Here is a 19,927-nt window from a genome sequence, read left to right as displayed (position 1 = left end):
GAATTCCCGCCCTCACCCTGCGCGAAGACATCGCGCCGGGCAAGACGGGCTTTGGGGTGCATTCGGCTTAAGGCAGTACCGGATTGGCGACCGCGTTGGCAATAGCCGCATCGGCATCCACACGCAGCATGAAGCGCTTCGCCACCAGGTCATTGGCAGCCGTGGTTACTGCCGCGACGTAGCCCGCCTGATCCACATAGCGCTCCTGCAGCGACGGGCGCGGGTCGCTTCCGCGCAGCGCCGCCGTCTTGGCAAACGCAAAGTACGACCCGAACAGGCCGGCCTGGTCGATGCGGCCGGGCTGGTTCGTGTAGTTCCAACCGGTGTTCGTGCCCAGCGGCACGGCGACGTCCAGGCTGCGGATGCCTGCGAGGTCGTTGCCGTCCGCATCTACCTGCGGCACCAGGATCGCATAGTCGCGGCCCAGGTAGGCCGGCGGCACCTGCGCGGCGATGCCGCTCTCGTCCTGCGGCCTGTAGTTGGGGCCCCAGTCCAGCAACGAATAGGTATTGACCAGCCCCGTGTAGCTCACGCCCGGAATCGCCGGAAACTTGACCTGCTGTAGCCGCACCAGCGTGGTGTCTGCCAGCTTCGGCACCTGGCTGTCGGGCGGCGTGGTGCCCTTGACGACCCAGTCTTCGAGGTTCTGGTACAGCGCACGCACGACCGGGATCACGCCAGCATTGCCGTTGGTCGCATACAGCGCCCCTGCGCTTGCGCCCGACAGCGACGGGAGGCCCAGCAGATGGTGCGTGCTCGCGTAGTAGTAGATGCGCGCGTTGCCGGGCTGCACGAGGTCGGTCGTGCCCCAGGCATCGGTCAGCAGCGGCGAGCCCTGCAGGGTCCAGAACTCGGTGCCGCTGAAGCCGATGAAGAGCTTGGGACAGGTGCCGCTCGCCTCACAGCGTGACAGGATGCCGCCGCGCCGCTGCGCCACGTCGTCCACGTAGTCCTTCGAAAGGCCGCGCGTGCCGGCCTGGCCGAAGGCCGTGTGGTCGGCGCGCACGCCACCGCCGCCACCAGGAATCGAGAAGCGCATGTTGATGTTGGTCTGACGCGCCGCAATTTGCGCGAACACGCCGTCGAACACCTTCTGGCCCGCGCGGTCCTCGTTGAAGCCGAGATGCACGAAGGTCTTCATGAAGTTGCCGCATTGCGAGACGCCCGAGGCGATGGTGTTCTTGATGGCGGCGGCCACCGGGTTGGCTGTGCCCGCCGCATCGCTCGCGTCGCGGTGGAAGAAGGTGATCATGTCGCGCAGCGCCGCGAGGCCGAGGCCCATGACCTTCGGGTCTTTCGCGATGTAGACCAGCTCGTACATGTAGGCCGGGTCCCATTTGTCCTTGAGGCAGACGTTTGTCTCGTCGGGCGTGCCGGGGAACGGCGTGGTGGCACTGCACTTCGCAAACTTCCATTCGCTCGCGGGAATGAGCTGGCGCGCGTCGCCTTCGTTGATGCGGCGAGTGAGCACATAGCCGGGCTTCGTGTTGTCGAGGCTCGCGGTGGCATAGGCCTGCATCGCCGCATTGAACGGGCCGCCCGGCAGGGGCAGTGAATCGTTGTTCGCAGCGGTAGGCAGCAGCTCGGCGCGATAAGTGCCGGTGATGCTGCTGCCATCGGCGTTCTTCGCGACCGGCACCTTCAGCGTGAGCTTGCCGGGCGCGGCCGGCACGTCACCCTGCCAGGCGGCCGTCAGAAAAACGTAGCCGCGCGAGGCAAAGTACGGATCGAGGCTCACGATGTTGCCGCGGTTCGGCGCGTCGTAGCGCAGCACGCCGCTGGCCTTGGTCATGTCCTTCGGCTTGAAGAGCACGAAGTCGGAGGTGTACTCGACCTTGCCGTTGGCGTTGAGCGGCGCGAGCGACAGGTCCTGGATGATGGCGTTGCGAGCGTCCTTCGGATCGACCTCGCCAGTGAAGGTGCCGCTGATCTTCTCGTAGGCGCCCACGCTGCCGAAGGTGCCGGGCACGTCTTCGGTCGCGGTAATGGCGAGCTTGTACCTGGGCGCGGTGGCAGTCACGGGTGGTGTGGTGGGCGTCGTGGTGGTGGGTGGTGGCAGCAGCACGCCTCCTCCTTCGCTTCCACCGCATGCGCTCAGAAAAAGGGCGGCCGAAGCCACCGTGGCAGCCCAAAGGCTCCAGCGTTTCATGGTTTGTCTCCTTCGTTGTGTGTCTTGTCGCGTTGCGGCGCCGGTCCCCGCTACGGCGCGCGGGCTACTCGGCCTCGATGCCAGCCGACTTCACGATGCGGCCCCACTTCTGGGACTCGTTGGCCTGGAACTTCGCAAGTTCCTCGGGCGAGGTCGTGAACACCTCGGTGCCGGTCGGCTCGTAGAACGCTGTCTTTGCAGCCTCGCTCCTCGCAGCCTTCACCAGCAGCTCGTTGAGCCGCTTGACCACGGCCGGCGGCGTCTTCGCGGGCGCATAGGCCGCGAACCAGTAGCCCATTTCGTAGCCCTTCACGCCGGCTTCGGAGATGGTGGGCACGTCGGGTGCGAGCGGCGAGCGCGCCGAGCTGGAGATGCCCAGCGCGCGCAGCTTGCCGGCCTTGACCTGCGGCAGGCCGGTGGCCGTGTCGGTGATCATCATGTTGATCTGGCTGCCCAGCAGGTCGGTCACGGCGAGCGTGTTGCTCTTGTAGGGCACGTGCAGCAGTTTGATGTCGGCCATCTGCTGCAGCAGCTCGCCCGCCATGCGGCTCGACGAGCTACCGCTGCCGAAGCTGTACTTGCCCGGCTCCTTCTTTGCGAGCGCGATGAACTCGGCCACGTTCTTCGCGGGGAACGAGGGGTTCACCACCATGATCTGCCCGCCCTTGCCGAGCGCGGCGATGGGCGCGAAGTCTTTCACCGGGTCGTAGGGCAGCTTCTTGAACAGGTGCTCGTTGGCCGCGTGCGTGGTGTTGGTGGTGATGAGCACCGTGTAGCCGTCAGCGGGAGCCTTGGCCACGTTCTGCGAGGCGATGAAGCCGCTGGCGCCGGCCTTGTTGTCGATGATGACGGCCTGCTTCGTCTCCGCCGCGATCTGGTTACCGAGCGCACGCGCGATCTGGTCTGTGGCGGTGCCGGCCGCGAAGGGCACGACGAAGGTGATGGATTTCTCGGGGAAGGCATCCGCATGGCTCAGCAATGGCATCAGAGCCAGTGCGGCGGTCAGCACGGTGAGGGGAAATCGTTTCATTTTTTTGTCTCCGGATCGAATGGATAAAGGGGGAAAGAGAAAGCCTCCGCTACGGCCCGGCCAGCAACGGTACAAGCGCGCGAGGCACGCGAACAGGCATGTCGAGCAGCAGGAAGGACAGCGCCTTGCCATGCGCGTCGAGGTTCAGCGCATCGTTGACGCCGCCGTCCAGCACAGCGTCGAGCACGAAGTTCATCGCGTGCAGCTTCGGCATCACGAAGCGCTGCACCTGCGACGGTGCGCGGTGGTGGAACTGCGCAGCGACGCGCTCGGGCGTGAGCTGCTCGACCAGCAAGGGATAGAGCTCCGCATGCCAGGCGATGACGCTGATGTTGGAACGGTCGCCCTTGTCGCCGGTGCGGCCATGGGCGGCGCGGTACAGCGGCACTTCGATGGTGTCGGTGGTGATGGTGTTCATGCCAGGGCCTCCTCGCCGAGCAGTTCGAAGCGCACCGGCACCGCCTCGCGCGGCAGCAGGCACGACAGCGTGTTGAGCCGCGGCGTGAGCGCGGTGCGCACGCCGCCGCCGCCTGCCGGGCCGCAGGTGTAGAGCGCCATGACCTCACGCGCCAGTCGTTCGGCCTGCGCGCGTTCGGCATGCGTGGCGGCGACGCGCAGGCGAACGTCGCGCAAGCCGGCGTCAGGTGTATCCGCCAGCGCACGGCCCGCGTCGTCGCCCAGGATGCTCAGCGCGCCGATCAGGTCCACGCGCAACGCGAATCCGTCGAGGCGCTTGCGCAGCACGTCCGCTGCAAGCCGCGCACGGGCCTCGGCGCGCGGGCCCGCATAGGAGATCTCGCCCTCGGCCAGCCAGCCGCCTTCATGGCAGACATTGACCTTGTAGCGGCCCGGCCGCGCATGGCCGCGCACGCCGGAGAGCGCAACACGATCCGCACCGGGCAGCGCGTGCACTTCGGCGTCGGCAATGTCGGCGACCACGTCGGGCGTCAGGTAGGCCGCAGGGTCGTGCACTTCGTAGAGCAGCTGCTCCTTCACCGTGGCTTCGCTCACGAGGCCACCGGTGCCGTCGGCCTTGCCTATGGTGCAGCGGCCGTCGGTGTCGATCTCTGCGATGGGGAAGCCCACCGCTTCCAGCCCCGGCACGTTCTTGTAGCCCGGGTCGGCGAAGTAGCCGCCACACACCTGTGCGCCGCACTCGAGCAGATGCCCCGCCATGGTCGCGCGGCCCAGCCGGGCCCAGTCATCGGCGCGCCAGCCGAAGTGCGACATGGCCGGGCCAACGGTGAGCGACGGATCGGCCACGCGGCCGCACACCACGATCTGCGCGCCCGCATCGAGTGCGGCGGCAATCGGCTCGGCGCCGATGTAGGCATTGGCGCTGACCATGCGCAGGCCTTCCATCTGCGCACCGAGCGCTTCGTTCAGCAGCTCGCGGTGTTCGGGCCCGGACAGGTCGTCGCCCTCCACCACCGCGATGCGCGGCGCGCTCGCGCCCAGTTCGCGCGCCATGCGGGCAATGTGCCGGGCGGCGGCGCGCGGGTTGGCGGCACCGAAGTTGCTCACGATGCGGATGCCATGCGCCAGGCAACGCGCGAGCACGGGCCGCAGCATGTCGTCGAGCAGCGGTTCGTAGCCTGCGTCGGGGTTGTCGCGGCGGCGCAGTTGCGCCAGCGCAAGCGTGCGCTCGGCCAGCGTCTCGAAGATCAGGAAGGCGCGCAGCCCCTGAGGGCCGCCGGCCAGCCGCGCGATCAGCGTGTCGACCACCGGCCCGGCGGCGTCGGTGCGGTCACCCGAGAAGCCGGCGGCGCAACCTATCAGCAGCGTGGGCGGATCAATGGAGTTCATTGCCGTGCACTGTAGGCAGCGATCGGTCATCCGTAAAATCGGAAATACGGATCGATTGATCCGCTTTTCAAATAAAAAGAGAGACATGATGAGAAAGACGCCCGACCTCTCCACGCGACAGCTGCGCGCCTTTCTCGCGCTGGCAGAGCACCGCAACTTCACGCGCGCGGCGCAGAGCAGCCATCTCTCGCAGCCCGCGTTCAGCGCGCTGATCCGCACGCTCGAAGACGCGGTCGGCACGCGCCTGTTCGACCGCGACACGCGCAGCGTGCAGCTCACGCCCGAAGGCCGGCTGTTCGAGGGCTCCGCGCGCCGGCTGCTCGACGACATGGGCAGCGCCATGGGCGACCTTGCCGACCACGTGGAGCGCCGCAAGGGCCGCGTGCGCGTAGCCGCCCTGCCCTCGCTCGCGGCTGGCTGGCTGCCCACCGTGTTCGCCGAGTTCATGCAGGCCTGGCCGGGCATCCGCATCGACCTGGACGACGCGCTGTCCGACGCCTGCATTGCGCTGGTGCGCAATGGCCAGGCCGACTTCGCGCTCGCCGCCTCGGGCGCCGGCGGCACGGCCGACAGCGACCTGCGTGCGCGCAAGCTCTGCACCGACCGCTTCCACCTCGTGTGCCGCGCCGACCACCCGCTGGCGCGCGAGTCGCGCCTCACGGTGAAGAAGATCGCGCCCCACCCCTTCATCCAGATGGCGCGCAACAGCAGCGTGCGGCAGGCGCTCGACGCGGCGCTGCATCCGCAAAGGCTGAACGCTGTGTTCGAGGTGGAGCACCTGGCCACTGTGATGGGGCTGGTCGAGGCCGGGCTGGGCATCAGCGTGGTGCCCGCGCTCACGCTCTTCCACTTCCAGCGCGAGACGCTGGTGACGCGGCCGCTGCCCCTGCCTTCCCTCACGCGCACGCTCTACATGGTGCAGCGGCGCGAAGGCAGCCTGTCGGTGGCGGCGCAGACGCTGCACGACCTGATCGTCGCACGGCTGGGGTCGCTGCGGTTGGATTGACGCCGAGCGCCACGCGAGCGCCCAGCCATGCCGAAAAACTATATCTCCCAGTGCGAACGCGATCTTGCCGGGGGCTGACCCACGGGCAATAGTTCGGGTCAGCGGCGCGCAAGGCCGCACGCAAGTTCAATAAGGAGACACATGAGACATTCCCGTCGCGGCTTCGTCGGCCTGATGCTGACCCTGGCCGCCGGCCTGCGCGCATCGCCCGCGCTGGCCGCCCCCTTGTCTTCCCGTCCGATCCGCCTGATCGTGCCCTTCGGTGCCGGTGGCGTGGCGGACCTGGTCGCACGCAGCGTGGCCCAGAAGATGTCCGAGTCGATGGGCCAGAGCATCGTGGTCGACAACAAACCCGGCGCGGGCGGCGTGGTGGCCTCCGACACCGTGGCCAAGGCGCCGCCTGACGGCCACACGCTGCTGCTGATGTCCAACGGCAATGCCGTGAGCGTGGGCCTGTTCAAGTCGCTGCCCTACGACACGGTGAAGGACTTCGCGCCGATCTCCACGCTCGGCTACTTCGACATGGCGGTGCTCACAGCGAGCAACAGCAAGTTCAAGACATTCGCCGACCTCGTGGCTCACGCCAAGGCCAATCCGGGCAAGCTCAACATCGGCACCATCAACGTTGGCAGCACGCAGAACCTGGCAGGCGAGTTGCTCAAGACCTCACTCGGCATCGATGCGCAGGTCGTACCCTTCAACGGCACGCCGGCTGTGGTCACGGCGCTGCGTGGCGGGCAGGTTGATGTGGCGGTGGAAATCCTCTCGCCTGTTCTCTCGCAGATCGAAGGCAAGGCGCTGCGCGCGCTGGCTGTCATGGGCGAGAAGCGCTCTCCCAGCCTGCCGGACGTGCCGACCGTTGCAGAGAGCGGCACGCCGGGCTTCCAGGTTGCATCATGGAACGCGCTGGCAGCGCCCGCGAAGACACCACCCGACGTGATCGCCCGCCTGAACCAGGAGGCCCGTGCAGCCCTGGCTTCGCCCGAAGTCATGAAGCGCCTGCAGAACCTCGGCGTGGAGCCGCGTAGCAGCACATCGCAGGAACAGGCGCGGCTGCTGGAAAGCGAAATCCAGCGTTGGTCGGCCGTGATCCAGCGCGCCGGCATTCCCAAGCAGTAAGCAGCAGTGAACGACATCTTGAAAACCATCGCCCCACCCCACTCAAACCCGAGCCGCCCCGCGTTCCGACTGCCAGCCGGCGCCTGCGACGCACACTGCCATGTGTTCGGCCCCGGCGACGTGTTTCCGTATTCGGACAACCGCCGCTACACGCCGCCCGATGCGCCGGCCGCAAAGCTGCGCGCCCTGCACGAACTGCTGGGCATCGAGCGCGTGGTGCTGGTGCAGGCCAGCGTGCACGGCCACGACAACCGCGCCATGCTCGACGCCATCGCGCAATCGCCCGACACCTATCGCGGCGTGGCCATGGTGGGTGCGGGCGTCACCGATGCCGAGCTCGCCGCGCTGCACAAGGCCGGCGTGCGCTCGGTGCGCTTCAACTTCGTGCAGCACCTGGGCGGCGCGCCCGACCTGCCCACAGTGCTGCGCATGGCCGAGCGCATACGGCCGCTGGGCTGGCACCTGGTGTTGCATCTGGACGCGGATGACCTGTTGACCTACCGCGCATTCCTCGACACGCTGCCGGTGCCCTTCGTCATCGACCACATGGGCCGCACGATGGTCGAGCACGGCCTCGGCCAGCAGGCCTGCGAGATGATGCTCGAGCTGATGCGCGACGAGCGCGCGTGGGTCAAGGTGAGCGGTGCCGAGCGCATCTCGCAGACCCTCTCGAGCCAGGGGCAGCCTTATGCAGACGCCGTGCCCTTCGCGCGCCAGTTGATCGAGGCCGCACCCGATCGCGTGCTGTGGGGCACCGACTGGCCGCACCCCAACGTGCGCGAAATGCCCGACGACGGCAAGCTCGTTGATCTGCTGCCGCTGTTCAGCGACGACCCGGCGCAGCTTCGCAAGCTGCTGGTCGACAACCCGACCCGCCTGTACTGGTACGACTGAGCGCCGCCCGCGCTTCGTACACACCACCGACACCGCTCCCCATGCCACGGCGCAACCGTGGCGTGCGGACGCGCGCGCCTGCGCCCTTGCAGGCTACGAATCACAACGAGGAGACAGACGACATGAGAAGACTTTCGCGCCTTCAGGCCCTTTCGCTACGCACACTACCGGCGCTTGCGCTTTGCACCGCCACGCACCCCATATGGGCGCAGTCCGCCGCAGATGCTGCGGGCAGCGTGCAGATCTACGGCCTGCTCGACGCCTTCGTCGGATCGATGCAGCGCAGCGACGAGCCCGGCCGCACCAAGCTGCTCGGCAGCGGTGGCATGACGACGGCCTACTGGGGCGTACGGGGCAGCGAAAGCCTCGGTGACGGACTGCAGGCGCAGTTCGCATTGGAGAGCTTCTTTCAGACCGACTCCGGCACCTTCGGGCGCAACAGCACCGACCCGTACTTTTCGCGGAATGCGTGGGTAGGCCTGGCGGGCGGTTTCGGCCAGCTGTCGCTCGGCCGGCAGACCAATCCGATGTTCGTGGCCAGCGGCGCCTTCAACCCGTTCGGCGTATCGCTGCAGTTCTCGCCCGTCATGCTCCACACATGGCAGCCCACGTACAACCGCGCCGTGCTCGGCGACAGCGTGTGGAGCAACGCCATTCAGTACACCTCCCCCACCTTCGCCGGCTTGCGCGCCAGCCTGCTCTACGGCATGGGCGAAGTGCAGGACCGAGAAGGCATCCGCAACCTGAACCTGACCCTCAACTATGCGGCGGGGCCCTTTGCCGCCGTGGTGTCAGTGCAGCAGGCCAAAACCGGCCCTGGCTTCACCACGACCATCGGCCGGCAGGGCGCTGCGCTGGTCGGCGCCTCCTACGACTTCAAGGCCGTGCAGTTGTACGGCCAGCTGCAGCGCACCCGCACGCCCGACATCCGTACCACAGCAAATACCGCGCAGCTGGGTGCAGCGGTTCCTGTGGGTGCGGGGCGTTTCCTCGCCTCGGTGGCACGCACCGAGCGCAAGGTGACGGGCGCCGCCGAAACACACCGCACCACCTGGGCGGCCGGCTACGACCACTTTCTGTCAAAGCGCACCGACCTGTATGCGGTCTACATGCGAGACCGGCTGACCGGTTTTGGGAACAGTGGCAGCGTGGGCCTAGGCGTGCGTCATCGCTTCTGAGCCGCACCAGTCACAGCGTTGGCGCCGAGATGCTGCTGCACGAGCTCGCGCAGCAGTTCGCCCATGGCCCGCTGCGTGCGCGTGACCGGCCGCTGCGAACTGGTCGCCAGCGCCAGCCGGCTGCGCAGGCCGGGCTTGACGATGGGCCGGATCGCATAGCGCTGCGATCGCCCGGCAAGGGTGACCGCATTGCGCGACAGCACGGCGTGGCCGGCACCATCGGCCACCAGCGCGAGGATGGCCGGAACGCCGTCGATCTCCAGCGCGATCTGTGGCCGCCGGCCAATGGCGGCAAGCTCCGCCTCGACCAGCATGCGGATCGCGTTGGGCCGGGTCGGAATCACAAGTTGCTGCTCGGCCAGCTGATGCAAGGCCAGTGGTGCGCCACGACGCGCGGGCCCAGTGCCCTTGGTCGCGCTGACCAGAAACAGGTCTTCCTCCAGCACCGTCTCGCTGTCCACGTCAGGCGAAGGCTGCGGGTTGTAGAGCAGCGCAATGTCGAGCCGGCCGGTGAGCAGCGATTCCTGCATCGCGGTCGAAAGGTTCTCGGTGATCGACAGCGCCGCATCGGGCAGCCGCTCGCGCACGGCCCGCACCAGCGGCACCGTCAGCACGCCGGCCACGCTGGGCGGCAGGCCGACGGCGACCCGCCCGGCCAGCGCATCTCGCATGAGGCTCATGTCTTCCCTCGCCCGCTCGACCTGGTGGAGGATGCCGCGGCCATGCTCCAGCAGGCGCTTGCCGGCATCCGTGGTCACCACGCCGCGGCCGTTGCGCACCAGCAGGTTCTGCCGCAGTTCCACTTCGAGCTGGCGCACCTGGCGGCTCAGCGCAGGCTGCGCGATGTCGATCACGTCCGACGCGCGGGTGAAGCTGCCGAGTTCGGCCACGCGGATGAAGTACTCCAGCTGTTTCAGGTCCATGCCCTGAGGCTATCGACATAACCGATTGCGAGCTATGCGTGTTTGTTCTATCCGGGTGCCGGAACCGCTGGCGCTGTGCCCTTCGGCGGCTGTCGCGAAGTAGCGGCTCAGGCTGCGGCGTTCGCCGCCATCGCAGCTTGCGCAGTCGGGTTCGGCGTGGGCTCGCCGATCTTGCGCAGCGTGTTGCGGTCGGTGTGGCTGAAGGGCTCGGGCTTTCCGAGCACGCTGAGCACCGTTTCCAGCTCGTACGACCAGCTGCCGTCGTCGTGGATCGTCACCTGAATGCTGTAGCGCAGTGTCTTGAACGCATGCTCCAGGAACGGATTGGCCACGATGCCGTTGGTCTCGCCGCCGCGCACCGCTTCGAGCCTGAAGCTGCGGTCGCCGGCCTTCGCGTGCCCCGTAGCTATGGCCGTGAGCCCGCGCGGGATCGACAGTGTCTGGATCAGCGCGCCCGTGGCGGGCTCCCACAGCCAGTAGCCGACCTGATCGTGAAAAGTCTCCACGTCGTCGGGCTTGACGATGCGCAAGTGGTAGCGCAGCCCGTAGAAGATCTGCGGCCCGTTGGTCTGCGCGTCGATGGGCTGGAACTCCGCGTGCTCGATGTAGGCCTCGGCCTCGGGGCCGTCCTCCTTCGGGCTCACGTCGTGGCCGGCCTTGCCGATCCAGATGCCCGCCAGGGCCGTGAGCGGGCCCAGGTTGGCGAGCGTGTGCGGATCGGGCTCGGGTTCCGTGTAGATGTCGCGGGGAAACTGCTGTTCCATGTTCTTTCTCTTCCTGGAGTCTTCTGGCGTGGGTTGTCGAGAGTGTTATTGGTCGAGGCGGATGCCGACCTTGGCAATGATCGCACCCCATTTGCGGCCTTCGCTGTCGATGAAGGCCTTGAACTCTTCCGTCGAGCCGCCGCCCGCCACCAGCCCCTGGTTGGCCAGCAGTTCGCGCACCGCCGGCTCCTGCAGCACGGCGTTGACGTCGGCATTGATGCGGCGCACCACCTCAGGCGGCGTGCCGCTGGCGGTGAACAAACCGTTCCAGGCCAGCGACTCGAAGCCGGGGTAGCCCGACTCGGCCACGGTGGGCAGGTCTTTCATGAGCTCGGAGCGCTTGGCACTGGTCACGGCGATGAGCTTCACGCGCTGGCCCTGGATCAGCGGCAGCAGCGCGGGCGCCACCGTGAACAGCGCCTGCGTGTCACCGGCCGCCACCGAAAGCCCCGCGGGCGGCGAGCCCGAATACGGCACATGCACCGCCTCGATGTGCGCCGCGCTGCGAAACAGCTCCATCGTGAGGTGCGACGAGCTGCCCGCGCCCACCGATGCATAGCTGAACTTGCTGCCGCGCTTCTTCGCCCATTCGACGAACTCGGGCAGCGTGTTCGCGGGGTTTCCCGCCTGCACCGCCAGCACGTTGGGCTGCGAGGTCGTGAGCACGATGGGCACCAGGTCGCGCGCGGGCGCATAGGGCATGCGCGCATACATGTAGGGGCCGAAGGCAATCGGGCCGTTGAAGCCAATGCCCAGCGTGTAGCCGTCGTGCGGCGCCTTGGCCACCGTATCCATGCCGATCAGGCCGCCCGCTCCGGCCTTGGTCTCGATCACCACGGGCTGCTTCCACATCACGCGCAGGCGGTCGGCCAGCGTGCGCGCGATCAGGTCGAGCGAGCTGCCGGCCGGTGCGGGCACGATCACGCGCACGGGCTTGGCGGGCCAGTCCTGGGCCCAGGCGCCGGCGGCCACCAGGCCAGCGAGCAACAGCGTGGCGAGTTTGTTCTTCTTCACTTCGGTCCTTCGGTGGGTCGCTCGAGGTCGGGCGAAGGTATCACTGACGGTGCCGCGCCGCGTCGATCTGCGCATGGTTCGCCTCGGCCCAGCGGTCCACGGCGATCAGCGTCTTGCTCAATGACAGGCCGAGCGGACTGAGCCTGTACTCGACATGCGGCGGCACCGTCTGGTGGTCCTCGCGCAGCACCAGCCCGTTGAGCTCGAGGTCGCGCAGGGTCTGTGTGAGCATCTTCTGCGAAATACCACCGACCTTGCGCAGCAACTCGTTGTTGCGCTGCGGCTTGCCGCGCAGCAGCGGAATGACCAGCAGCGCCCACTTGTTGGCGATGAGCTCCAGCACGCGGCGCGAGGGGCAATCGGCGCTCCACACATCGGCCGGCGCGGCTTCGGCTTCTTCCACAGGCGCGGTCTTCTTCGATGGCGTCTTTGAATTTCCCATGGTTACCAAAAGGTGCGTACTTGTTGATCGGTGCCCAGCCCGGAATTATCCGGTTCGGCTCTACCCGCAACAGCATCGAAGGAGTTTTTTCATGGGTTGGATATTTCTGTTGGCTGCCGGTCTCGTCGAGATCGCCATGGCCGCCGCACTCAAGCAATCAGAGGACTGGACACGGCTCGTGCCGTCGGTTGCAGGCGTATCGACCGCACTGCTCAGCATCTACCTGCTGACCAGGGCGCTGCGCTACCTGCCGCTGGGTCCGGCCTACGCGATCTGGACCGGCATCGGCTCGGTGGGCGTGGTGCTGACGGGCGTTTTGTTCTTCGGGGAGGCGCTTTCTGCACCGCGGATGGCATGCATCGCGCTGGTAATCGGCGGTACCGTGGGCCTTCGATTCATCGAAAGCTGATGCGCGAAGCACACACATTCGTGACCACACGCAACCTGCGCATCGAAGATATGGAACTTCAGTATTCCTTGCATGCTGAATCACCATCTAAAAGGCTCCCAGAGCCGTTCAAATGAATTCGCGGTCTTTAACCATGTCGCGAATGGGCCGATTTTCTTGCTACTTCAAATCGCCACGGCATCGCGGCAAGATGCGCATCCGCCGATTCCTGCGTCACCCCGATTGCCCGAAGGAGCTTTCTCATGTTCGCTACCGCAGAACGCACCATCAAGACCCCCGGCCCCGACCATCCGATCACCATTGCACCCAACCCGCTTCGCGTGGTGGTGTCGGTCGATGGCTGCGTCGTCGCCGATACGCGCGAAGCGTTGACGCTGCGCGAGGCGCACTTCGGAACCGTGCACTACATACCCCGCAAGGACGTGAAGATGTCGCTGCTCGAGCGCACGTCTCATGCAACCTACTGCCCGTACAAGGGCGAGTGCAACTACTACAGCATTCCGGCCGGCGGCGAGCGCTCGGTGAATGCGGTGTGGACCTACGAGTCGCCCTACGAGCATGTCTCGCAGATCAAGGACTACGTGGCGTTCTATCCGGACCGCGTGGGGCCGATCGAAGAGCGCGTCTACTAGCTCGCCCCCTCCCCCTGAACAAACAAACAAAAAGCCGGGCCCCGCTTTCGCAGGGCCCGGCTTTTGTTTATGCGCGTTGCTGTTGTCGATTACAGCGGCAGAGCGTCACCACGAGCAGCAGCGCGGGCTGCGGCACGCACGGTGGAGCGATCAACACCGCTTGCCAGCACCGGAGCGACACGCGAGGTCACGCCTTCGGCATACGGGTTCTCGCTGTGAGCGGCAGCCACCGCTTCAGCGCGGACTGCAGCGCGGCTGGTCGTCGAGGCGATCAGTTGCACGGGGCCCGAGTTGGCGCCGTCGGCGTAGGGGTTGCCGCTGCGTGCGGCTACCACAGCCTGGCTGGCAACGTCGGCGCGGCTGGTGGCCGAGGTCAGTTGATGCACGCCGTCATAGCTTTCGGCATGAGCGGCACCGGCAGCAGCCAGCAGTGCGAGGGAGATGGCGGAGAGGAGCTTCGAGGCGGTCATTTGGATTTCCTTCAATTCAGTTCTTTGCATACGGGATGATTTCGAACCGGTCTTGGGTGGGTCACCGTCCCTTCGGGGGCGGCCACCTCGCTCGGGGCCTGTTCATCCAGATTCGCTTGTGGGCTGGTCTGTGAGATGAATTGTGAGCCGATGAGTAGGTAAAAACCCGCAGCAAAAGGAACCGCGGCGTTCATGTGATGGAAACAATCGCACCGCGCCCCGGCCTATTTGCCCGCGGCACTGGCCACGTTCACCACGCCCTTCATCCCGGCGTCGTAGTGCCCCGCCTGCAGGCACCCGAAGTCGACCTTGCCCGCCTTGGTGAACTGCCAGACGACCTCGCCGGTCTTGCCCGGTGCGAGCGTCACCATGTTCGGCTCGGCGTGCTCCATCTCCGGGTTCTTCATCATGGAGGCGTAGTGCGCCTTCAGGTCCTGTTGGGTGCCGAGCACCAGCTCATGCTTCAGCTTGCCGGAGTTCTTGACCACGAAGCGCACGGTCTCGCCCTGCTTGACGCTGATGTCGGCTGGCGTGAAGCGCATGCCGTCGGTCATGTCGACCTGGACCGTGCGAGTCGCCTTGGCAGCCATGCCGGGCTGGCCGATGGCGTTGTCGTGCGCGCCCGATGCGGCTGCGCCTGTGACAGATGCGGCGAGCAACGTGGCGAAAGCGGTGGCGGTGAGGAATGCGCGCTTCATGAATGGTGTTCCTTGGGTGATGAATGGCGAGTGATGAGAACTGCACGCGCTGGATTCTGGAAAGCCCATCCGGCGATCGCCTGACGCGCGGATTACAAGAAAGCAATCTGCGCCCGCGCTCGTAAGATGGCTCCCGCCCCTTGCCCGGAGCGAAGAAGATGTCCCACCCCGTCTACCTGTCCAGCTCGACCCTCCCCCGCATGCCCGAAGGCAGCCGCAACGAATGGCGCGGCTTCTTCGGCCACGGCGGAGAGCTCGAGGCCAACGCCTTCTTTCCGCTGTTCTGGCGGGAGCTCTTCAGCGAAAACGACATCCGCCACGCGCGCTTCATCGACGCATACGACATCGACGATGAAGACAGCGCCATCGAGCGCGAGGAATGCCTGGAAGAGTTCGGCGCCGACACCGCCTACCCGTACCTCGTCATCGACAAGGCCACCGCGTTGACACGGCTCGCAACGCGGCGCGAAGCCGTGATCGCGGCCATCGGCGAGCGCTACCGCCCTCTCTACGAAGGCTTCGAGGACTGGACCGCACGCAGCTTCGAGAGTCACATCCTGCTGCGCACCCAAGGGCTGCCTGATGCCGGCGATGCAGAGCCGTGGCTGCGCGCCGAGCTGGCCTGCATCGACCGCTTGAACGACAAGAAGGCGCTCGATGGCCTCATGGCGGATCTCTCGCGCCACGATGCGGACGCTGTCTGGCAACTGGCGGGCATCGGAGCGTCGCCGGACGACGCATGGCCTACGCCGGAGCTGAGAACCCTCTTCCCCAACCCGCGGCAGCAGAAGCCGCGAAAACCGCAAGCCGTGCAACGCAGCAGCAGCAGCAAGCCCAGAAGCTGGATCGACCCGGTGCTCGAATGGCTGGCCGTGGCGCTCGCCGCGGGTGCCACGCTGGGCACCTATGCGTTCACGCGGTCGGTCTGGCTCGCGTTGCTGGCTTTTCTCTGCGCGGCCCTCGCGCTGGGCTTCGGCGTCGCCAAGCTGCGCGGCCCGCGGTCGTGATGACGGCAAGAAAAACTATCGGGGCCAGCCGCAGTCCCAGACTGCTCAAGAAGCCCATCGACACCATGCGCACACTCGCCGCGATCGCACTCTTCCCACTTGCCGCCGTCATGCACACCGGCACCGCATCTGCCCAATCGCTGAGCTGCAACGGCTCGCTCTCCGGCGTCGGCGACTCCAAGTTCTTGGTGGTGCAGAAGTGCGGCGAGCCACTGTCCAAGGAGTTCGTCTGCGTGCCCCGCCCGCAGGTGGCGTGGGTGCTTTCGCCCTACCCCGGTGGCCCGGCGCAGCAAGTGATAACGCAGCAGTGCGTGCCGATGGAAGACTGGGTCTACCACCGCGGCCAGGGCAGCTTCCTGGGCATCGTTCGCTTCTACAACGGCGCGGTGGAGTCGGTGCGCGACGGAGACCGGGTGCGGTAGCTCAGGGTGGCAGCAGCAGCGGCCCGCAGTTCTCTTCCGCCACGAACACCGCCACCAGCTTGGCGGGCTTCACCGGATCGGGGTTCTCCGCGAACAGATGCAGCGTGCGCGGCGGTTCGAAGAAGGTCTCCCCCAGCTTGTAGTCGCCCACCGGACCACCGGCCAACTGCGAGCGCACCGTGCCTTCGAGAATGATGGCGGTCACCGAACCCGGATGCCTGTGGGCCGGCGAATAGGCCATTGGCGGAAAGTCGACGAGGACGGTGGTGACCGACTTGCCGGGCACGTTGGGCAGCGCCTCGCAGGAGATCACCTTGGTCGAGGTCTGCGGCCGTGCCGCGGCGGCTGAGCCTTCGGGGGCCGGCGCCGATGCGAACATCGGGCGGCTCACGGTGCTGCAGATGTCATCGATGAACTGCACGGTCGATTGCCTGCTCGCGTGCGGCAGCAATGCCCAGCCCACGGCGGCGACAGTGAGCACCGCAAGCCCGGCGCCCGCGCGGTGGCGCAGGAAGAGAGGCATCGTGTTCATGGCATGGCTCCTTGAGACATCCGCGCATCGGCGCGCCAGCCCAGCGTGCGCTTCGCCTTCTCGCTGCTGACCTCGGCACCGTCCTCGGCGATGTTGAAGATGCCGCCCGGCGAACGCTGAAGCGCCAGCAAGGCAGCCCGCGCCGCGGCCTCGACGTGCAACGGGCTCGGGCCTTTAGGTGTCTCGGTCGAAGTGTTCGGCCCGTAGAGCTGCCCATAGCGCAGCACGGTGGCGGTCATGCCCTGCGCGGCCATCACGCATTTCTCCAGAGCTATCACGCCGTCGACGCTGATGCGGCGGACGCCTTCAGCCTCCGTGTCGAGCGGCTGCTCTTCCGTGAATGGCTTGGGCTCCGGTGCATAGGCCCAGGCGATGCTCTGCGCCACCAGCCGCTTCGCGCCCGCGGCCTCTGCTGCAGCCACGAGGTTGCGCGTGCCCTCGGTGCGCACGCGTGCATTGAGCACCGCAGCCGCGGCCATGCGGCTCGGGTCCAGGTCTTTCGGCAGATCGGTTAGCTGATGGATCACTCCCCAAGGCGCGATGCGCACCAGCGCGGCCTGCAGCGCTGTCGCATCGAACACGTCGACGACGACCGGATGCACGCCCTGCGCCTCCAGCGCGCCCGCGCGGTCGGCGTGCCGCGTGCTGCCATGCACGGAGTAGCCCGCTTCGATAAGCAACGGAACCAGCGCAGCGCCGACCGCTCCGGTGGCACCCGCCAAAAATACCTTCTCGCTCATTGCGCGTCTTCCTTCCAGGCTGTTCGGAAGGTCGATCATCGATTTACGATGTCCCATCGAAAAGAGCCAAGAATCTTGAAAATGACCAGGCCATGACACCGAAGCTCGACCGCGCGAAAGAAACGCCGCTGTTCCGCCAGATCTACGAGCGCTACCGAAGCGCCATCGAGCAAGGCACGCTGCGCCCCGGCGACCGAGTGGCATCGGCGCGCAGCCTGGCCGGTGAGCTCGGCGTGGCGCGCGGCACCGTCGAGACGGCCTACAACCAGCTGATGGGCGAAGGCTATTTTTCTTCGCGCGGGCAGGCGGGCACCGTGGTCTCGCCGACGCTGCCGCTGCATCGGACAGCACGGCGGGAGCCCCGGCGCACGGATGCGCGGGCGTCCGGCGATGCACTCAAGCAGCCGGGCGAACCGCTACCCATGCAGTTGGGCATTCCGGCGCTCGACGTATTCCCGCGCAAGCTGTGGTCGCGCCTTACGGCCCGCCGTGCGCGGGCTACGAACACTGCCGACATGTTCTACGGCGACCCTTGCGGCTACGCACCGTTGCGCGAGGCCATTGCGGCCTATCTGCTGGTGTCGCGCGGCGTGTCGTGCCATGCCTCGCAGGTGCTGGTGACGGGCGGCTACCGCGCATCGCTCGCGCTTGTCGCACGCACGCTGCTGAAGAAGGATGACCGCGTGTGGATCGAGGACCCGGGCTTTCCGCCGACGCAGGAAGTGCTGCGCGCCGCAGGCCAGCGCACGGTGCCCGTGCCGGTGGACGAAGATGGCCTCGTCGTCGCCCGTGGCCAGCGCAAGGCACCGAAGGCGCGCATGGCAATCGTCACGCCCTCGCACCAGGCGCCGCTGGGCGTATCGATGACGCTCGCGCGCCGGCTGCAGTTGCTCGAATGGGCTTCGCAGGCGAACGCATGGATCGTCGAGGACGATTACGACGGCGAGTACCGCTATGCCGGAGCGCCGCTGCCGGCGCTCAAGAGCCTCGACGGCCACGACCGCGTGCTGTACGCGGGCAGCTTCTCGAAGGTGCTCTACCCCGGGCTGGCGCTGGGCTACGTGGTGGTGCCCGAATCGCTGCGCACGCGCTTCGAGGAGGCCGCGCGCACGTGGTCGAACGGCAGCCCGCAGATCACGCAGGCCGTGGTGGCGGATTTCATGCGCGAGGGGCACTTCCCGCGCCACCTGAAGAAGATGCGCCTGCTCTATGCGCGACGGCGCGCGATGCTCGTGGCCGGCTTGCTGAAGGCCTTCGGCGACACGGTGCGCATCGACCTGCGCAGCGGCGGCATGCACCTGATCGCGCGTTTCGACGGGCGCCGCGAAAGCGATGTGACGCTGGCCCGCCGCGCGCAACAGGCGGGGCTGAACTGCCAGCCGCTGTCGGCACGCGGTGTCGCGGGGCCCTGCGAGCAGGGCCTGCTGATGGGCTTCACCAACATCGCCACCGCCGCTGAAGCGAACCGGCTCGCGGCGAAGCTGCGCGCGGCGTTCGGTTCTTTGGGTTGAATGGCTCAGGCAGCTTCGTCGTCGAGGACCGCGCTGCGGTCCTTGATGCGCGTGACCTGCGACAGCACTGCGTCTGCAGGCGTCATGTCCGGCCGCTGCCCCTTGTAGACGGGCTGCTCGAACTTGCCGCCCGCATAGCGGTAGAGGTAACGCACCTCGACCAGCGCGCCCACTGCCGGCAGCGCCTCGTTGGGCGGCACAGTCACGTTGCCCAGGTCGACCATCGCACCAGCCTCGTCGCGCAGCCCCACGGCCACCGAGCGCTGGGCGTTGACGCGGATCACCTCGCAGGTCGCGCTCTGGTTGAACTTGAACTTCAGACTGGTGTTGCTGCGACCCGCGGAGAACGGCGCGTCGAGCGCCTTGAGCACATAGCCTTCGCCATGCGCGGCCAGCAGTTCGGCGGCACGGCGGCGCTTGCCCTCGGCGGTGAGTTCGAGTTCGAGCACGCTCATCCACGAAACGAGCTCAGCAATCTTGCACAGATGTCCGAAGCGCTCGATGAACGGTGCGCCGCGCAGGTCCTGCCCGCCGAGTTCCAGCAGGTCGAAGGCCATGAAGGCATCACCCACGTGCTCACCGGCAACCACGGTGCGCCCCGCCGGCGCATCAGCAACGCCGATCCAGGCCTGCGGAATGTCGACGAACAGTCCGCGCCGGTTGGTGCCGCGCACCGCCTCGCCCTCGATCAGCAGGATGCGGTTCTCGCCATCGGCCTTTTCCTGCAGGCCCCAGCCCGGATCGTCGAAGTAGCGCGCGGCCTGCTCTTCGAGGATCAGCGTGGGCAGTTGCGGCAGCTCGCCGCTCATGCGGCCGGCCAGATCGGTCGAGGTGTAGAGCGCGCCGGACTGGTCGGACGTGTAGCCTTTCGACGTCTTTTCCTTCACGACCTTGTCGTAAATCTTCAGCGCCGCCTCGTAGGCGACCGGGCTGCTGGTCTTGGTGCCGGTGGAGAGCGTGCCGCCGCGCCGGCCGTTGCCGTAGTCGACCACCCAGCCATCGTCCTTGGGGCGCAGGTGCACCTGGTAGACCTTGTCCGAGCCCTGGCCCGTGAAGTAGAGAAAGCTCGACTGAGGGGTCTGTTCTGCATTCGGCATGGGAAAGATGTCTGGGGTGAATCTCAGGCCGCGATGCTACACACGCGCAAATTGGCACGCATGGCCGCTAAGATGCGCAGCGAA

Annotated in this window: 22 protein-coding genes; 9 read left to right on the top strand and 13 right to left on the bottom strand. The window is 66.9% G+C overall.

Annotated features, from left to right (window positions below):
• Positions 1-67: 67 nt before the first annotated feature.
• The 4 genes from ACSFCA_RS10835 to ACSFCA_RS10820 all read right to left on the bottom strand — a co-directional run bounded on the left by ACSFCA_RS10835 (position 68) and on the right by ACSFCA_RS10820 (position 4,985).
• Positions 68-2,149: an alpha/beta hydrolase domain-containing protein gene (locus ACSFCA_RS10835; RefSeq protein ID WP_435459515.1), complete on the bottom strand. Its 2,082-nt coding sequence runs from the start codon at positions 2,147-2,149 to the stop codon at positions 68-70.
• Between the two features lie 64 nt (positions 2,150-2,213).
• Entirely contained in the window at positions 2,214-3,179 is a 966-nt protein-coding gene (locus ACSFCA_RS10830) for a Bug family tripartite tricarboxylate transporter substrate binding protein (RefSeq protein WP_435459514.1), read from the bottom strand.
• A 49-nt stretch (positions 3,180-3,228) separates the two neighbouring features.
• On the bottom strand, positions 3,229-3,597 hold the full coding sequence (locus ACSFCA_RS10825) for an AtuA-related protein (RefSeq protein ID WP_435459513.1): 369 nt from the start codon (positions 3,595-3,597) through the stop codon (positions 3,229-3,231).
• Positions 3,594-4,985 (bottom strand): acyclic terpene utilization AtuA family protein, encoded by a 1,392-nt coding sequence (locus tag ACSFCA_RS10820; RefSeq protein ID WP_435459512.1) that lies wholly within the window; start codon positions 4,983-4,985, stop codon positions 3,594-3,596. The genes ACSFCA_RS10825 and ACSFCA_RS10820 overlap by 4 nt, the downstream gene beginning before the upstream one ends.
• 88 nt (positions 4,986-5,073) lie before the next feature.
• Here ACSFCA_RS10820 and ACSFCA_RS10815 point away from each other — a divergent pair, with 88 nt between their 5' ends.
• The 4 genes from ACSFCA_RS10815 to ACSFCA_RS10800 all read left to right on the top strand — a co-directional run bounded on the left by ACSFCA_RS10815 (position 5,074) and on the right by ACSFCA_RS10800 (position 9,182).
• The gene (locus ACSFCA_RS10815) at positions 5,074-5,991 is read left to right on the top strand and encodes a LysR family transcriptional regulator (RefSeq protein ID WP_258349936.1); all 918 of its coding nucleotides are present in this window, start codon (positions 5,074-5,076) and stop codon (positions 5,989-5,991) included.
• A gap of 141 nt (positions 5,992-6,132) precedes the next feature.
• Positions 6,133-7,110, top strand: coding sequence for a Bug family tripartite tricarboxylate transporter substrate binding protein (locus ACSFCA_RS10810; protein ID WP_435459511.1), 978 nt, complete (start codon positions 6,133-6,135; stop codon positions 7,108-7,110).
• A gap of 18 nt (positions 7,111-7,128) precedes the next feature.
• Positions 7,129-8,004, top strand: a complete 876-nt coding sequence (locus ACSFCA_RS10805; RefSeq protein ID WP_435459833.1) for an amidohydrolase family protein — start codon at positions 7,129-7,131, stop codon at positions 8,002-8,004.
• 122 nt (positions 8,005-8,126) lie between these two features.
• On the top strand, positions 8,127-9,182 hold the full coding sequence (locus ACSFCA_RS10800) for a porin (RefSeq protein WP_435459510.1): 1,056 nt from the start codon (positions 8,127-8,129) through the stop codon (positions 9,180-9,182).
• On the opposite strand, the gene ACSFCA_RS10795 is transcribed toward ACSFCA_RS10800, so the two are convergent.
• The 4 genes from ACSFCA_RS10795 to ACSFCA_RS10780 form a co-directional block, all read right to left on the bottom strand.
• A complete protein-coding gene (locus ACSFCA_RS10795; protein ID WP_258349938.1) occupies positions 9,170-10,105 on the bottom strand; it encodes a LysR substrate-binding domain-containing protein in 936 nt (311 codons plus the stop codon). The two genes, ACSFCA_RS10800 and ACSFCA_RS10795, sit on opposite strands and share 13 nt — an antisense overlap.
• Positions 10,106-10,212: 107 nt before the next feature.
• On the bottom strand, positions 10,213-10,869 hold the full coding sequence (locus ACSFCA_RS10790; RefSeq protein WP_435459509.1) for an FABP family protein: 657 nt from the start codon (positions 10,867-10,869) through the stop codon (positions 10,213-10,215).
• Positions 10,870-10,914: 45 nt separating this feature from the next.
• Entirely contained in the window at positions 10,915-11,883 is a 969-nt protein-coding gene (locus ACSFCA_RS10785; protein WP_435459508.1) for a Bug family tripartite tricarboxylate transporter substrate binding protein, read from the bottom strand.
• Positions 11,884-11,923: 40 nt separating this feature from the next.
• On the bottom strand, positions 11,924-12,325 hold the full coding sequence (locus ACSFCA_RS10780; RefSeq protein WP_258349941.1) for a winged helix-turn-helix transcriptional regulator: 402 nt from the start codon (positions 12,323-12,325) through the stop codon (positions 11,924-11,926).
• A gap of 91 nt (positions 12,326-12,416) precedes the next feature.
• Here ACSFCA_RS10780 and ACSFCA_RS10775 point away from each other — a divergent pair, with 91 nt between their 5' ends.
• Entirely contained in the window at positions 12,417-12,734 is a 318-nt protein-coding gene (locus ACSFCA_RS10775) for a DMT family transporter (protein ID WP_258349942.1), read from the top strand.
• A gap of 242 nt (positions 12,735-12,976) precedes the next feature.
• On the top strand, positions 12,977-13,366 hold the full coding sequence (locus ACSFCA_RS10770) for a DUF427 domain-containing protein (protein WP_093052527.1): 390 nt from the start codon (positions 12,977-12,979) through the stop codon (positions 13,364-13,366).
• An 89-nt stretch (positions 13,367-13,455) separates the two neighbouring features.
• Here ACSFCA_RS10770 and ACSFCA_RS10765 read toward each other — a convergent pair whose 3' ends face one another.
• Together ACSFCA_RS10765 and ACSFCA_RS10760 are read right to left on the bottom strand one after the other, a co-directional pair.
• A complete protein-coding gene (locus ACSFCA_RS10765) occupies positions 13,456-13,836 on the bottom strand; it encodes a helicase SNF2 (RefSeq protein ID WP_258349943.1) in 381 nt (126 codons plus the stop codon).
• 224 nt (positions 13,837-14,060) lie between these two features.
• Entirely contained in the window at positions 14,061-14,534 is a 474-nt protein-coding gene (locus ACSFCA_RS10760; protein WP_435459507.1) for a cupredoxin domain-containing protein, read from the bottom strand.
• Between the two features lie 158 nt (positions 14,535-14,692).
• Here ACSFCA_RS10760 and ACSFCA_RS10755 point away from each other — a divergent pair, with 158 nt between their 5' ends.
• Entirely contained in the window at positions 14,693-15,541 is an 849-nt protein-coding gene (locus tag ACSFCA_RS10755; RefSeq protein ID WP_435459506.1) for a hypothetical protein, read from the top strand.
• Between the two features lie 65 nt (positions 15,542-15,606).
• Positions 15,607-15,963 carry a DUF2845 domain-containing protein gene (locus ACSFCA_RS10750; protein ID WP_435459505.1) on the top strand — a complete coding sequence of 119 codons (357 nt, stop codon included), beginning with the start codon at positions 15,607-15,609 and terminating at the stop codon, positions 15,961-15,963.
• A gap of 1 nt (position 15,964) precedes the next feature.
• Here the strand turns inward: ACSFCA_RS10750 and ACSFCA_RS10745 are convergent, their stop codons facing one another.
• Both ACSFCA_RS10745 and ACSFCA_RS10740 read right to left on the bottom strand, forming a co-directional pair.
• Complete coding sequence (locus ACSFCA_RS10745; RefSeq protein WP_435459504.1) at positions 15,965-16,495, bottom strand: cupin domain-containing protein; 531 nt, start codon at positions 16,493-16,495, stop codon at positions 15,965-15,967.
• A complete protein-coding gene (locus ACSFCA_RS10740) occupies positions 16,492-17,235 on the bottom strand; it encodes an NAD-dependent epimerase/dehydratase family protein (protein ID WP_435459503.1) in 744 nt (247 codons plus the stop codon). Before ACSFCA_RS10740 ends, ACSFCA_RS10745 begins: the two co-directional genes overlap by 4 nt.
• 92 nt (positions 17,236-17,327) lie before the next feature.
• Here ACSFCA_RS10740 and pdxR point away from each other — a divergent pair, with 92 nt between their 5' ends.
• Positions 17,328-18,746, top strand: coding sequence for a MocR-like pyridoxine biosynthesis transcription factor PdxR (gene pdxR / locus ACSFCA_RS10735; RefSeq protein WP_435459502.1), 1,419 nt, complete (start codon positions 17,328-17,330; stop codon positions 18,744-18,746).
• Between the two features lie 5 nt (positions 18,747-18,751).
• On the opposite strand, the gene ACSFCA_RS10730 is transcribed toward pdxR, so the two are convergent.
• Positions 18,752-19,843 (bottom strand): ATP-dependent DNA ligase, encoded by a 1,092-nt coding sequence (locus tag ACSFCA_RS10730; protein WP_435459501.1) that lies wholly within the window; start codon positions 19,841-19,843, stop codon positions 18,752-18,754.
• Positions 19,844-19,927: the final 84 nt, after the last annotated feature.

Origin of the sequence: Variovorax multivorans (assembly GCF_051216835.1) — a bacterium.
Taxonomy (GTDB): Bacteria; Pseudomonadota; Gammaproteobacteria; order Burkholderiales; family Burkholderiaceae_C; genus Variovorax.
Note: the sequence above shows the minus strand (reverse complement) of the source record. Positions and strands in the feature narration are given on the sequence as shown.